Below are 14,583 nucleotides of genomic sequence, written 5' to 3'. Positions count from 1 at the left end.
AACACCTCTTCTTGTTAATCGTTGTTTGCAGGAATTACATTCACATTTACCTGATCAGGCCGGTAAACGGACAGCAGCTGACCGTTTTTATCCACTGCAAAGAGTACAGACCGTTCCTTCTCCAGCGTAAAAGCGTAGGAAACGCCGGTTAAAGGGTCTTTCACCTCAATATCGACATTCAAGCTGAACTCGGATACGAATGTGAATAACGCGCCGTCTTGGAAGGACAGTTTACGACCATATACACCTGGCAGTTGTCCGCCTTTAATCCAATCCAGCTCCACGCTGCAGCCTGCATAGGTGAGCGCAAACTCATAAATGGCTGAGATCGGCTCAATGCGATCATTCAGCTCTACTGGCAGCGGACACCAAAGGATGTTTCCTTTGCCGTGCGATAGCTCGATAAGCTGATCGACTTCAGCTGCAGAAGTTCCTTTTTGCGATTCCTTCCATACCTGAGCAATTCTCCGATTGCCATAAGAAACAGGCAGCAAACGATCACCGATGCGAAGCAGTTCTTCGCGGCGTACATTGACAAGCTCTCTTGATCCAAACAACTCAGCATGACGATCGACTTGACGCCAGTATGCATCAAGGCTTGTTGGACCCGTCAGCAGCAACGTTGCTCCTGTACGTTCAACGTAGCTAAGCAGCTGGTTCATTGCAGCGTCTTCAATATTATGAGCACTTGGTACAATAACGAGCTTAACCGGATTTGCTTCCAGCTCGTCCAGGTGATATTCCGAAGCGCCGCGGAATGGCTTGTTCAGCTCATAAGCCAGCACTCGCGTTGCTTTTGTTGTTGCATCAAACGCCAGCTTGCGATTGGAAAAATCATTGGAATAAGGGAAAACAACTGCGGTATCCTCAAGCTCCCGCCCTCTGAACAAATCTCTGATTTCACCCATGAAGCGTCCGAAATCATAAGATACATTTGCCTCAGGCTTCTCCGTGCCATCTGCACGAAGTGCGCCAATGTGCGATTCATTCGCATTGTCCATATAGAAATTCGTATTCCAAATCCATTGCACCGCACCTGCGCCACCTGTTGCAAAAGCATAGGCATATTTGCGCTCAAGAATATCGCGTAGTTCTGCTTCCGAACGTTTCGCGCGTCCTTCTGGTGTTTCCACGTACATAATGCCCGTTTCCTGCACCAAATTCGGCTTATCTGCCGTCTTAGCAAAAATACTGTCCCAAACCAAATGATCATTCAACCACCAAGAATGCACGGTTGTATAATCGACAGCCTCGCCATAGAAGAATGGTGAAGGCCTCTGCGCGCCAAGCGCTTCATCCTGTCCGACTGTAACCATATGATCTGGGCATTCTTCTTTAATGGCCTGGTATAGCTCCTGTGCCCAGCGATTATGCATATCCATGGAGAACAATACATAATCAAGCCAGCGAGTACCCTTCTTGCCTTGATGCATATCTTGAACGTCAAAGTTGATTTCCTCTGGCTCGGGCACTTTCACCGCTTCAAAGCTCGGCAGCTGCTCTGGCGTCATATTCCATAGCTTCTGCAGCTTCTCCACAGATTCGTGGCGTTCCTTAAGCCAAGCTGCATAAGCCGCCTGCTCGAATGGATCGCGTGCTGATCTTGGTCCATCAGAAAAAATACGAGGAGGATCAAACATTGACGGCTCGTTAATTAAATCCCAATCGACATGCTTCGATTGTTTGTGGCGCGAAATGATCGAGCGGATAAACCGTTTCTGTGCTTCTAAACTCCGCGGATCGAGATAAGGATTTTGGCCTTCCCAAGTTTCCGGAGTGAATGAGAAGAAAGTAAAGGTTACCTGCAAATCATGGCGTTTGGCTGTAAGCAGAAACGCATCAATGGAGCGAAGCGCCTCTTCCGATGCATGGCCATCAACCTGCATTATATTGCGATAAGCCGTCCATATGCCGGTTCTAATCCAGTTGATGCCCGCTTTGCGCATCTGAGCCATATCACGGTCCCATACCGATGCATTTGGCAAAAATAAAAACTTGCGCGCAACATCCGATGTCATGTAGGTCATGCCGACAACCGGCATCGGTCTGCCGTCTTTTACGAAATAATCGCGTTCGCTCGTAACCGGAGTTCCCTCTGCAAGCAGCTCAGCATCAAAACCCCAGAAGCCTTGGCGAAGAATGCGTACTTCTCCATCCGTTGACTCCGCGATACAGTCCACCTTATAGTAACCGCTAACGATTGCTAGAGGAACGGGAATACGAACGATAAGCTGTTTGCTCGCTGCTTCCGCATTGATGCTGCTCGTCCACCGCTCATCTGGCTTGCTTTCATGCTGGATCGTAATCGAAAAGCTCCAGCTTACAGCTGGCAAATCTGTCGCAGCAGCAGAACGACTAAGCTTCTGTACTTGCAGCGTCAGCATCGCACGCTCATCCAGCTCGAAGGACGCATAATTAGGTTTCAGCCACAGCTCTGTTACGCCTGCTGAGCAGAATTCCGACCAGCGGCGAAGCTCGTCCGCACCTCCGCTTTGCCAGAATAGCTCCGTTAACGGCTGATTTACGAACAACCAGCGCGCGCCTGCGAACATTCCCTTCGTGTTCTCCCATAGTACGACAGGTGCTGCAACTTCTCTTCCTTCTGCTGAAACACCCTTTAGAAGCGGGTACAATTGTGCATCCATCGGTCCAGCAGAACCCATCTGATGCGGCAAATCACTCGTTTTGGTTACATGCGGCACTAGATTCCAAGTGCTTGAAACCTCAAACATGGACTCTTTGCCTTGCAGCAGCGGAAGATCTTCCATTGCACGCAATTTCATAATTGGTGCTGCATCTACAGGCAAAGCCTCATGAATATGAAGCTCGCGGTGATAGGCGGTTTGCTCAGATTCTGGCTCCCAAACGCCAGCTTCGTTTTTTGAAACTGGTTTTTTGAATGGAACGCCGCCGATGCTGATTAAACCTCCACCGCGCTTTAAGTAGGCTAAAATTTCAGACCATGCTTGCTTAGGGAAATACGGTGCATGCATATTTATAAAGCTTCCGCCATCTGCAGCAGCGAGTGCCGCTCCAAGATTATTCGCGCGAACGACGCTGCCGATTTGCAGAAGCTGCCCTTCCGCATTCGAGCTTATGCGAGAATCGATTGGAAACGATGGATCATAGAAAATAATCATGCTCATAGAATCTCATCCTTCATCGCTTGATAGACAAGCTGTGAGAAAAGACTGTTCGACCAAGCGAACCATTTGCGCGTGAACACAGCTGGATTATCCGCATGGAAACCTTCGTGCATATAGCCTGTGTCCGCGTCAGTCGCTTCCAGCATCGCAATCAAATCTAGCTTTTCTTCGCTGCTAGTAGCTGTAATGCCTTGCATCGACAATGCCATATGCCAGATGTAGCCTGGAGGCGTATGCGGGCTGCCGATACCTTTTGCTGCCGTTCCTTCATAGTAGAAAGGATTATGTTTGCTTAGAGCAAATTTTCTTGTATTCACATAAATCGGGTCTTCTGCATCCACATAACCAAGGTAAGGGATCGAGATCAAGCCCGGAGTTCCTGCATCATCCATCAGGCAGAAGTTGCCGAAACCATCCGTTTCATAAGCATAAATAGGTCCGAATTCCGGATGCTGATAAATACCGTAAAGCTGAATGCCATGGTTGACATCCTCTTCTAGCTTTTTCAATTCTTTAAGGAAATCCATGTCACGGAACACCCATTCCGCTATTTCCTCCATTTGACGAAGCGTAACAACCGCAAACATGTTATCCGGGATGTTGTAATGGAAATCACATGCATCATCGCTTGGACGGAAGCCTGACCAAATCATACCCGTATAGTTTACAGGCATGCCTAGACCAGAATTGCGAAGTGAATCAGTTGGAATGCCATTATCACGAGTAAAACGATAAGGCGATTGTTCAAAATGGCGCTGCTCTGTCTTCCACAGCTCTACGATGCGGCGCATCGCAGCTTTGAAGCCGGAATCGAAAATATCCGTCAGCTCCGTTTCTTTCCAGTAAGCATGCGCGAGGCGCATGGAGAAACAAATGGAGTCAAGCTCGAACTTGCGCTCCCATACCCATGGAGACATATCCGTTTCATCCGTAGTATTCCAGTGCCAATCATTAGCGGACTCATTGAACGCATTCGCATAAGGGTCGATTTGAATATAGGAAATATGGCGTTTAATCAAACCACTAAGAATTCTTTGCAAATCTTTATCATGTTTCGCGAATGGAACGTAGTGCATCACTTGCTCGACGGAATCACGAAGCCACATCGCAGGGATATCGCCAGTAATTACAAATGTCGTGCCATCGTCCATCAGCTTTGTCGTTGTTTCCAGCGTATTCGGAAAGCAATTTTTGAACAATTGAAGCAGCTTCGGGCGATGTGCCAGCTTCTGCTCCGCTTCCTTCAGCACGTCTTGAATCGCCTGCGGCAGCGTTAGCTCAGGCATCGGAATTTTCGGTAATCTAAATTGCTCCATCGTATTTGCTCCTTTAGAAATATGATTCGTAATTATTCCTTAACGGCACCAACCGTCAAGCCTTGAATGAAATATCTTTGGAAGAAAGGATAAGCGAATACGATTGGGCCTGTTGCCAGCACCACCATCGCCATACGCGAAGTATCCTGCGGCATCGACTGCAGCAAACCGGTGCTTAGCGATGCATTTTGCGAGTTTTGCATAATGAATTGCATACTATTCTCGATCCGCATCAGCATCGACTGAAGCGGCACTAAATTCGGCGTGTTAATGTACAGCAAGGCGTTAAACCAATCATTCCAATAGCCTAGTGTACTGAACAAAGCGATGGTTGCAAGCCCTGGAAGCGACAAAGGCAGCACCAACTTGAAGAAGGTTCCAAATTCTCCCGCACCATCGATTTTGCCTGATTCTATAATAGCATCTGGCACCATGGTCGAGAAGAATGTCCTTAGGATCATAATGTAGAAAGCGTTGACCGCAAGCGGTAAAATAAGCGCCCAAATGGAGTCTTTAAGTCCAAGCAGCTGTGTAACAACAATATAAGACGGCACGAGACCACCGTTAAATAGCATCGTAAAAAAGGCGAAAAATGCGAAGAAACCGCGATATTTAAAGCTTTTACGTGAGATTGCGTAAGCGAAAAGCGCTGTACATACAACACCAATGACAGTACCAATAACGGTAACAGCTATCGTTACCCCATAAGAGCGAAGCAGTTGATCCCCCGCTTTAAATAAATAGCTGTAAGCCTCAAAGCTCCATTTTTCAGGAAAGAGCGAATAGCCGTTTTTAGCTAGCGTCGCCTCATCCGTAAACGAAATGATGGTGACGAATAGAAAAGGAAATACACATAACAATGCAAAAATACCAGCCACGGAATGGAATCCTATATTCCAAATGGGCGTCAACCTATGAAAGTCGCGGGTTTTCGTTTGAGCGGACATAGCGGTTTTCCTCCCTGCGCAATGCTTGTTCCAGCAGTAAAGCCTTTAGACTAGAACAAAGCATTGTCTTTGTTGAATTTACGAACAATTCCGTTCGATGTAATAACGAGTACAAATCCAATGATCGACTGATACAAGCCTGCTGCTGTACTCATACCGATTTCACCAGTTGATTTCAAGCCGCGATACACATAAGTATCGATAACATTCGTTACGCTGTAGAGTGTTCCAGAGTCCCTTGGCACCTGATAGAACAGTCCGAAATCCGCATAGAAGATTTTACCGATTGCAAGCAGCGTCAATATTGTAATGAGCGGTGTAAGCATCGGGATCGTAATGCTGCGAATTTGCTGCCATTTATTTGCGCCATCGATCATTGCCGCTTCATAAAGGGATTTATCAATACCCATGATGGCTGCCAAATAGATGACACTGTTGTAGCCGACTGATTTCCAAAGAAATACGACGACGATAATAATCGGCCAATAGGTTGGATCAGAGTACCAGTTTATCGGATCGATGCCGAACCAGTTGAACACTTGGTTCACAACGCCTTTATCCAAGCTCAGGAAGCTGAATACGAAATAACCGACGATAACCCATGATAGGAAGTATGGAAGAAACATACCCGTTTGATATACTTTTGCTAATTTCTTGTTCGTAATCTCAGCCAGCATAATCGCCATTGCAACGGCAATGACTAGACCAAGCACGATAAAGAAGATGTTATAAACGACGGTATTGCGTGTAATGATGTAAGCATCATTGGTACTGAATAGAAATTTGAAGTTTTGCAGGCCTACCCACTTGCTCTCGATAATGCTGGCAAGAAATCCATCCCGGCTGTATCTGTACTCCTTAAACGCAATAACCATACCGGCCATCGGCAAGTAAGAGAAGAAGATGAACCAGATTGTTGCTGGCAGCACCATAATCAACATCGCTTTATTTTTATTAATATCTTTAAAAAACCGTCCTATGGCTCCCACGTGATCACCTCTCAGTTGTCAGATTAATAAGCAAAGGTATGAAACGAATGCCGTGCATTCGCTTCATACCTCCCGCATGTTTACTTGTTCGCCGCTTTCCATTCGTCAAGCTGACGTTGTGCTTCAGCCATGATTTTATCAAGTCCAGCTGCTTTAAATTTCTCATTTGCACGTTTGATGTAAGTCTCAGGATCAACTGTTCCTGTCATAAGCGGTGCCCAGAACTCTTCTCTTACGTTTTGTACGGAAGCAATTTCAGTCGTTACTTTCGACGGATCGAAGTTGAAGCCAAGAAGAGGTGCTGGTGTTCCTGCATCGTTAAACTTCTTGAACTCTTCCCACTTGTTCGTAGGATCTGTTGTATTCAAGTACGTAAGCATTACATTACCGAGTGAGAATGTTGGCATGTCATAGTTTTTAGACTCATCAAGGTTTTCCATAACATTGTCGCCTGTTTTCTTGTAGTGAACGTTTTCGATACCGGAATCAATCATGTTGCGAAGCACAGGATCTGTGTTCAGCAAGTTTAGGAATTCCATTGCTTTTTCCGGATATTTCGAGTTAGCCGAAATAGCTTGCATCGAGCCCATAACAGACCAGTTATAAATAAGCGCTTTGCTTGCAGGAGTTGAAACTACTGGGTAGCCATAGCTTGCAGACCATAGGTTGTCAGCGAAAGGCTGAGTTGTCGCACGGTCTGAGAACCATTTGCCAGTTGTTTGAACATCTGTCATCGAATCCATTGTTGCTGCTTCAGTTGGAATGTAGCCAGCTTTATAATATTTGTGCATTGTAGTCAAAGCTTGTTTCATTTCTGGTGTATCTAGAACGTTAACCAATTTGTAATCCTTTGTATCGAGGGAAACAGCCATTGGAAGCTTCTCGATTACATAGTCATATGGCACGTAAGGCATTTGGTTTTTATCAACCGCGAAAGGATATACGCCTTGTTCGTTTTCTTTGATCGTTTTGAGCAATGGCTCAAGGCTCTCAAGTGTGTTTACTTTTGAAATATCGATTTTGTACTTGTCTACATACTGCTTGTTAAAGCGCCATACTTCTTGTGCTGGCAGCTCTTTGTTAGCAGGGATACCATAGTTGTGGCCGTCAATTTTGGAACCTTCAAGGAAGGCAGGATCAAGTGTATCGACGATGCCTTGACCGTGCGATTTCAACAAATCATCGATTTGCATGAATGCGCCTTTTCTTGCGTTCTGCACGTAGTCAAACGCCCATGAAGACGTAAACATAATGTCTACTGCTTCACCGGAAGCCGTCATAACTTGCAGCTTCTGTGAGTAATCGCCCCAGTCGATCATGCTCATTTTAACCGTAACACCAATTTTTTCTGCTGTATATTTGCTTACTTCCTGCATAACCTTGTCCACATCTTTTTGAGGCGTACCAATTGTGTACCAGAGCAGTTCTACTGGTTTCTCGGCAGTGCCTTCACCTTCGTTTTTGCTTCCGCCGCACGCGCTAAGCACGATTGACATGACCAGCATCAGTGCAAGCGCCGGCATAAATCTCTTTTTGTTTCTAATCATTGTAAGTCCTCCCTATGTCTAGTTACGAAGCACAATTCAATTGCGTAAGCATACGCTTACTTTATTGCTCTGACCTTAATTCGCGATGCGTTTTAGGGCTAACTTAAAAATAACGGATGTAACGGTTTTCAAATAGGGAACAAATTAAAGGTATGGTGTACAAATTAAAGAAAGAAAGGACAACTCCATCTTGCATTAGAGTAGTCCTTTGTAATCAGTCGGCGAAATGCCAACATATTTCTTAAATTGCTTGTAAAAATATCCAGTTTCCCAGTAGCCGACCTGAAGCGCAATTTCCTGCACCTTCAGATTCGTCTCCTTCAACATTTCCTTAGCCTTGCCTATTCGATATTTGTTTATGTACTCGGTAAAGGTTTCATTTGTCTCCTTCTGAAACAGATGTCCGAGATAAACAGGATGGATATTGTATTGCTGGCTGAGCGATTTGAGCGACAGCGCCTGTGCATAGTTCTCATGCACATATCCGAGCAGCAGCTGAATGATCGGGCTTTTCACATCACGCATAAGCGAATCCACCGTCAAGGTAGCTGCTTCTTTGACGACGGAGGAGAGCCCTTCAATCGTCTCGGCTTGCATGATTTGCGTGAAACCTGCTTTGAACAGCTCAGGCTGATCTGCCTGCTTAATTTCTTTGAGCTCCATTTTGAACCGTATCATCATCTCAATGGCCATACTTTGAATATATTCCGGCGTAACGCCGTCCAGCGTCTGATAATGCTCAAATTCAGCATCGATTGCCGCATAAAGCTGCTCTAGATCTTTCGCCTTAATCAGCTTCGAGAATAAGGACCAATTCAGCGGCTGCGACGTTGCATTCTCAATGCTGTTCTTCTCCGATAACAAGCTATAGTCCAAAATAGCCGGCTCGTCGGATAATAAGAAATATTCCTGCGCTTTCTTCGCATGCGCGTAGCTCTGCGGCGCACCCTCGCCTACCGCCTCCACACTGCCAAGCGAAATACGCATCGGGCTCGGAGCGAACCGCTTCTGCATATTTTCAAGCATGGTCATCGCCTTTTCCTTACCCAGCTCCTTGTCCTCCAGCATAAACACGATAACCAAGTCGCCATCAATGTCCACAAACGGCAGCATCGACGGATCTTCCATGGCAAGCCGCTGTACGGCTTCATAGGACGGCTCGAACTGACTTTCAGTACGAATAATCGCAGTCACAAGATAAGGAGCATCCAGCCGGATTTCAAGCATATCGGTACGTTCGATCAGCTCATTTGGCGCAATGCGTCCAGTCAGCCACCGATACAATATATTATCCCTAAGAATGCGAATATCATAATCACTAAATAATCGGTCTGGTCTTGTTGTGTTCAATTTGTCGATTGTATTAGCCAGCGTCTCCTGCAGCTCGTCAATATTAATCGGTTTAAGCAAATAATTTTCCACACCAAGCTTAAGCCCTGACTTGATATAGTCAAATTCGTTGAAGCCGCTCAAAATAATGACCTTCAAATCCGGCCGGAATTGCCTTGCTTCACGAATCAAAGTTAAGCCGTCCATCACAGGCATTGAAATATCCGTAAGCAAAATATCAGCCGATGACTCCTTCAACGCTTCAAGCGCATCCTGGCCATTTTCCGCTGAACCGACGATTTCAAGGCCAAACGCCGCCCAATCAATAATGTCGTACAAGCCTTCTATAATAAACGGCTCGTCATCTACAAGAAATACTCTATACATGCTGCGCCTCCTCTAGCACTGGGAATTCAATCGTTACGATCGTTCCGACGCCTGGCGTGCTGTTAATTTCAACACCATATTCCGTTCCGTACAGCAGCTTCAGTCTCTCATGCACACTGCGAAGACCAAAAGAATCGCCGCTTTCCTCCAGCATGTCCATCGACTCACGAATGGACGCGAGTCGCCCAGGCGCTATACCTCTGCCATTATCCTCGACTTGAATTTGTATGCGATCCTCTATCTGCCGAACATTTATTTTCACTTGGTTATCCGGCCTGCGCGCTTCTAGACCATGCACAACGTAATTTTCAATGATCGGCTGCAGCGCCATTCGCATTATATTTTTGCTAGCCAAGCTCTGATCGCAATGAATTTCGTAAGACAGCTTGTCCTTATAACGAATCCGAAACAGCTCCAAATAGAGGCGCGAAGTCTCTAGCTCATCCTTGAGCGTGTTTTCGCCTTTGGGCTGAACGAAGCTTTTGAATAACACCGATAAGCTGTATATCATTTCGCCTACGTCCTTCGCTCCTTGCGATACGGCCCGCATCCGAATCACTTCGAGCGTATTGTACAAAAAGTGTGGATTCACTCTAGCCTGCAGTGCAGCAAGCTCTGTATGCTTTTGTTTAATCTCCGCTTTATAGACGCGGTCGATATGTTTTGTCAGCTCGCCGAGCATATCGTTAAAGCTTCTGGAAATTTGCCCAAGCTCGTCCTCTTTCTCGTCTTGGATGCGTGCGGACAAGTCGCCGTTCTCCACTTTGCGCATAAATCGTATTATTTTATTCGTTCTTTTCGCGAAATTGATAACAACCAAGGTCGGAACAAGCAGCACCATAATGATACAAATGATACTAATCAATGTAATCGTGTGCTTCAGGCCTTGATAGGCAGCAGCCACCTCCGCCTTCGGCGCTACACCAACTACGGTATAACCCGCTTCGGTTTGCGTGAACATCTTGACATAAGATTCCTGCTCAAGCATCACAGTGTCATTCAAGGAATCAATTTTATCGATATAAGGGTAGCGTTTGCCATAAAAGTTGTCTGAGGAATCGAAGAGCACTTCCCCTGTTGGTCCGAGGACAAGAATGTAGCCCTTTAATTGCTCTTTATAGCTCTCAAGTGCTTTTTGAATCCGTTCTGAGTTGAAATAAACGAGCAGCTGTCCTAGGTTTTTTAGCGTATTTTTGTCCGTAATGGGGACACGTATCGCGAATAGCTTTGGATCCTGCTGTCCAATTGCCGTTCGTACCCATGCATTTGGCAGCGTTACTTTACTTCCTTCCATCGCCATGGCATCCGGGATATAGGAATGTGCTGCATTTGTAGATATTAACTTCGTTACATGCCCCTGCTTGTATGCGTACAAAAACTGCCTTTCCGAGCTGTACAGCAGCAGGTTCTCGATATCGGCATCATTTTCAACCTTATTTTCAAAATAATCCAGCCCCTTCGGCATGTCGATATTAATAGAAGAGGCATATTGATCCAATTGATAATTGATGTAATCCTCGAACGGATTTTGAAGAAAGTAAGTAAGATGAAGGGATAAGGCTTCATTCCGATACACATCAAGCATAATGGACTCCACCGATTCAAATTTACGAGCCATGTAGCTATTCACGCTATCAATCGCTTTTTTCTGATTTTCAAGCTCATTGCGTACGATCGACTCTGACATGACATTAAACATAAAATACGAAAAGGTTACGATCGTCACTGTTGTGATCAATGCAAACAACAAAATCATTTTCATGAAAAGATTATTTTTGACATAGTTGTGGTACAAGCTTTTTACCTTCAAAATAAGCTCCTTTCCCGTGAATGATCGCTGCTCTATAGGTTGATCGGAGTTCACGATATGGGGTACAAGGTTTAATAATACTTCAGTATGATTTGCTGGCACAAGTATGCTCCTTAATAATCGGCAATTGAAGGGTACGGTTGAATGGCGCCTCGGAAGGGGCGTATAATGTAAAGGTGAGAGAATCCGCAAGATTGGAGATGAGAGCATGACAATTGGTAAAATGCTTCGAAATGTTTCCGTCGGACTGATATTCGGCATACTGGCCATTGGATTACTGCCGTTTCTGGTCATCTTTAACTGGGCGGAGATGCTCAATCTTGTCGAACTCGAAACCTCGCCATTATTTATGCTTCTTGGACGATTTATTAGACCGACCGTTCGCAAGAAAAGCATGAACAGCGTGAACAGCATGGACAGTCAGGAACACAAACAAGAGCTCAATCAATAAACTAACAGCAGCCTAAACCGTTTGCATGAACGGAGACCCGGGAGAGCACCTTATTTTGGTGGCATTCTTCCGGGTCTTTCTTTCTCGCTTAAACGAGCGATTTATAGTAAAATGGGGCGATGCAACACTATACGATTATGAGGTGCCCTTATGTCCATTAGCTTCACTACATCCATTATCAGCCGCTTAAAAAGAGAAATCGCTGACATGCAGAAGCAAACCAGCAACGATAAAAGCAAAAAAGAGAAAGCTCTCTCTAAAATAAAACAACTGCAAAAAAACATCAAAATGAGCTCTTCCCCCACCGACCTTAGCAGCAAGATGACTCAAATTACGAAATTAAACGAAGAGGTAGCCAGAATTGATGCTTCGCAGGCTGCTTTAACGAAACAATTAGCTGCAAAAAATGCAGAGCTTCGGCAGCAGCTTGCCAAAAACGAGCAAAAAAGCGATAAATAACGTTAGCATAGAGACCTTTCACAAGTTCAAATGAGCTTGCGAAGGGTCTTTTTGTTATCGGCTTGATATGGTGAGATTGTCCATTCCTCGTATACTTTAACCAAACGCGCGCATCCTATGGAAAAAAAGCAGGGCGGGGATTGTATGCATACAGTTTGGAAAGGTGCGATTAGCTTTGGGTTGGTTCATGTGCCTGTAAAAATGTTTACAGCAACAGAAGATAAGGATATTCATTTCCGCCAAATACATAAGGTTTGCGGCATGCCTATTTCCTATGTGAAGACCTGTCCTCACTGCGATGAAGCCGTTAAACCAGAGGATATCGCTAAAGGTTTTGAATACGAGAAGGACAAGTTTGTCCTCTTTAATGAAGAGGAGCTTGAAGCGCTAAAGCCTGAATCTGCACGGGTTATTCAAATTCTCGACTTTGTCGATTTAACGGATATCGATCCTCTCTATTATCAAAAAGCTTATTACCTCTCGCCCGACATGTCAGGGGCTGGAGCTTATACACTGCTGCTTGAAGCGATCAAGCAAACAGGTAAAATCGGCATCGCCAAAATATCGATCCGCAGCAAAAGCAGCTTGGCGGCGATTCGCGTTGTCGGAAACTGCTTATGCATGGAGACGATGCATTATCCAGATGAAATTCGGCCGCTAGCAGAAGTGCCTAACCTGCCTGGGCTTGCTAATGTCAATGAAAAGGAACTGCAAATGGCAAAACAGCTCATTGAGCAGCTGTCTGAACCGTTTCATCCTGAAAAATATACCGATGATTACCGGGCTGCCATGCTTGAAGCTATTCAGCATAAAATGGCGGGCGAAAGCGTTGATATGGTTTCGGCTCCGGCTATTGGTCGGACGAATGTCATTGACTTGATGGCTGCGCTGCAAGCTTCCCTCGAAGCAGCCAAAACACCGCCTGCTGCTCCAAAGAAAAGGAAGAGCACCACTAGAAAAACGAAGGATGCCGGATAATGAACACGATGTCTTTGCTTCCTCTGCCGAAGGTGCCCATGGCGCCAGTTACTTCACCCGATATCCCTACTGGCTCGGAGTGGGGATATCAAATCAAATGGGATGGCGTTCGAACGCTCGCTCGATTAGATGGCAGCGGCGGTGTTGAACTATTTTCCAAACGAGTAGAGCCGCGAAATACCACATTCCCTGAAATTGTAGCTCTCTTGTCGCCGCTGCGTGTTGGGCCTTGCATCCTTGATGGTGAAATCGTCTATTTTGACGGCACTCGTCCAAACTTTCAGCGCAGCCGCCTAGGCATACAGAAAAGGTCAGGCAAAGATGATCTCTTATTCGTCATGTTTGATATGCTCAATGATAACGGTGAAGATTTGCGCAGCCTTCCCTTCCGTGATCGTTACAGCAGGCTTGCTGCCAAGTTTCCTGAAAAATCGCCGCGCTTGTTCGTCACCGACTTGTTTGATGATGGTCAGTCCTTATGGGAATGGCTTATCGAGCGGGAGTGGGAAGGGCTCATATCGAAGCGTCTGGATAGTCCTTACAGCGAGGGCAAAGGCCATAAAGATTGGTTCAAGAAACGGAAGGAAGTACGAATCGTCGCGGACGTTGTTGGGGTGAAATTAAGGGATGGCCTCGTGTCGAGCCTCGTGCTGCAATATGAGAATAAATATATTGGGCATGTCTCTGGACTAGATAACGCCTCCAAAAAATTGCTGCTCCAGTTCATGCATGACCACCCGGGAGATTGCCCCTTCCCGTCGCTTTCGCAAGGCATGAAGAAATCCGACGTAGTCTGGCTTGCCGTACATTTCCCATGCAGGGTGACCGCACTCGAGTTTACGGATACGGGCCTGCTTCGCCAGCCGAAATTGCTAGGTTTTGGTGCGGGAGACGGCGAGGTTTAGCGCTGATGAAAAGTTTGATCGGCCGATTAAAGAGGAGGTTGCCCCACAAAGTCATTTACTTACGGGACAACCTCCTCTTACACTTTTCCGCCCACAACCCGACAAATACCCCACTATGCGTCGATTCAGTAAAAATAGCGATAGAATCTAGACCTATTTTCAACAAACATGAGCTTTTTGCGGAAATAGGACTAGAAAGTAGGCTTATTTCCGCTCACAACCCGCCAAATACCCCACTATGCGTCGATCCAGTAAAAATAGCGATAAAATCTAGACCTATTTTCAACAAACATGCACCTTTCACGGAAATAGGACTAGA

General features: G+C 45.8%; 11 protein-coding genes. 4 read left to right on the top strand and 7 right to left on the bottom strand.

The features are described 5' to 3' along the window. Nucleotides 1-14: 14 nt before the first annotated feature. The 7 genes from MHH56_RS06230 to MHH56_RS06200 form a co-directional block, all read right to left on the bottom strand. Nucleotides 15-3,146 carry an alpha-amylase family protein gene (locus MHH56_RS06230; RefSeq protein ID WP_339207319.1) on the bottom strand — a complete coding sequence of 1,044 codons (3,132 nt, stop codon included), beginning with the start codon at nucleotides 3,144-3,146 and terminating at the stop codon, nucleotides 15-17. Next, nucleotides 3,143-4,462: a glycoside hydrolase family 125 protein gene (locus MHH56_RS06225; protein WP_339207318.1), complete on the bottom strand. Its 1,320-nt coding sequence runs from the start codon at nucleotides 4,460-4,462 to the stop codon at nucleotides 3,143-3,145. Before MHH56_RS06225 ends, MHH56_RS06230 begins: the two co-directional genes overlap by 4 nt. 32 nt (nucleotides 4,463-4,494) lie before the next feature. Beyond that, entirely contained in the window at nucleotides 4,495-5,409 is a 915-nt protein-coding gene (locus MHH56_RS06220; RefSeq protein ID WP_076269714.1) for a carbohydrate ABC transporter permease, read from the bottom strand. 50 nt (nucleotides 5,410-5,459) lie between these two features. Then, nucleotides 5,460-6,398 carry an ABC transporter permease subunit gene (locus MHH56_RS06215; protein WP_179089866.1) on the bottom strand — a complete coding sequence of 313 codons (939 nt, stop codon included), beginning with the start codon at nucleotides 6,396-6,398 and terminating at the stop codon, nucleotides 5,460-5,462. 80 nt (nucleotides 6,399-6,478) lie between these two features. Then, on the bottom strand, nucleotides 6,479-7,945 hold the full coding sequence (locus tag MHH56_RS06210; protein ID WP_076269713.1) for an ABC transporter substrate-binding protein: 1,467 nt from the start codon (nucleotides 7,943-7,945) through the stop codon (nucleotides 6,479-6,481). 195 nt (nucleotides 7,946-8,140) lie between these two features. Next, nucleotides 8,141-9,661, bottom strand: coding sequence for a response regulator transcription factor (locus tag MHH56_RS06205; RefSeq protein WP_339207315.1), 1,521 nt, complete (start codon nucleotides 9,659-9,661; stop codon nucleotides 8,141-8,143). After that, nucleotides 9,654-11,573: a sensor histidine kinase gene (locus tag MHH56_RS06200; RefSeq protein ID WP_339207314.1), complete on the bottom strand. Its 1,920-nt coding sequence runs from the start codon at nucleotides 11,571-11,573 to the stop codon at nucleotides 9,654-9,656. The genes MHH56_RS06205 and MHH56_RS06200 overlap by 8 nt, the downstream gene beginning before the upstream one ends. 106 nt (nucleotides 11,574-11,679) lie before the next feature. Between MHH56_RS06200 and MHH56_RS06195 the strand changes: the two genes are divergently transcribed. The 4 genes from MHH56_RS06195 (at nucleotide 11,680) to MHH56_RS06180 (ending at nucleotide 14,264) form a co-directional block, all read left to right on the top strand. After that, nucleotides 11,680-11,922, top strand: coding sequence for a hypothetical protein (locus tag MHH56_RS06195; RefSeq protein ID WP_339207313.1), 243 nt, complete (start codon nucleotides 11,680-11,682; stop codon nucleotides 11,920-11,922). Nucleotides 11,923-12,072: 150 nt separating this feature from the next. Then, the gene (locus tag MHH56_RS06190; RefSeq protein WP_339207312.1) at nucleotides 12,073-12,381 is read left to right on the top strand and encodes a hypothetical protein; all 309 of its coding nucleotides are present in this window, start codon (nucleotides 12,073-12,075) and stop codon (nucleotides 12,379-12,381) included. Nucleotides 12,382-12,525: 144 nt separating this feature from the next. Continuing rightward, complete coding sequence (locus MHH56_RS06185) at nucleotides 12,526-13,359, top strand: Ku protein (protein WP_339207310.1); 834 nt, start codon at nucleotides 12,526-12,528, stop codon at nucleotides 13,357-13,359. After that, nucleotides 13,359-14,264 carry a DNA ligase gene (locus tag MHH56_RS06180; RefSeq protein WP_339207309.1) on the top strand — a complete coding sequence of 302 codons (906 nt, stop codon included), beginning with the start codon at nucleotides 13,359-13,361 and terminating at the stop codon, nucleotides 14,262-14,264. The genes MHH56_RS06185 and MHH56_RS06180 overlap by 1 nt, the downstream gene beginning before the upstream one ends. Nucleotides 14,265-14,583 lie beyond the last annotated feature (319 nt).

The sequence above is a fragment of the Paenibacillus sp. FSL K6-3182 genome (assembly GCF_037976325.1).
Classification (GTDB): Bacteria; Bacillota; Bacilli; order Paenibacillales; family Paenibacillaceae; genus Pristimantibacillus.
Note: the sequence above shows the minus strand (reverse complement) of the source record. Positions and strands in the feature narration are given on the sequence as shown.